Annotated in this window: 1 pseudogene; it reads right to left on the bottom strand. The window is 75.7% G+C overall.

From position 1 onward, the window contains the following. A pseudogene (locus KIH27_RS20965) lies at positions 1-592 on the bottom strand (PGRS repeat-containing protein); the annotation flags it as partial.

Here is a 592-nt window from a genome sequence, read left to right as displayed (position 1 = left end):
CTGCCGTCGCTGTTGCCTGCGGTTGCCGTGCTGTCCTTCACCACGCCGCCGACGTTGGTGGCCTGCTGGCCCTCGTTGCCGGTCTCGACGCTGGCGCGGCCACCGGTGGCGCCGCTCACGCCGTCGTGGCCGTCGCCGCCGTTGCCGCTGATGGCGGTGCCGTTGGTGATCTCGCCGCCGGTCGAGTTGGCCTCGACCCGCGCCTGACCGCCCAGCCCAGCGTGGGTTGTGCTGCTGTCGTTGGAGCCGCCGTCGCCAGCGCTCGCGGAGCTGCCGGTGACGTGGCTGTTCTCACCCATGGCGCGCACCCAGCCCAGGCCGCCGTTGGCACCGGCGCCACCGTCGGTGCCGTCACCCCCGTTACCACCGGTGCCGGTGCTGGCGGAGACGGTCGCGCCGTTGTTCAGGGCCGCCACCTCGCCGATGCCGCCCTGACCGCCGACGCTGCCCGCGCCGGTGCCGTTGCCGCCGACGCCGCCCAGCGCGGTGCCGGCCGCGCTGGCGTTGGTGCCCCCGGCCACGACACCGGCGTAACCACCGGCGCCGCCGGTGCCGCCGCTGTAGCCGTTGCCGCCGAGACCACCGGTGACGG

The sequence above is a fragment of the Mycolicibacter acidiphilus genome, from assembly GCF_018455725.1.
Classification (GTDB): domain Bacteria; phylum Actinomycetota; class Actinomycetes; order Mycobacteriales; family Mycobacteriaceae; genus Mycobacterium; species Mycobacterium acidiphilum.
The sequence above is the reverse complement of the archived record's forward strand: the minus strand, read 5'-3'. Positions and strand labels throughout refer to the sequence as shown.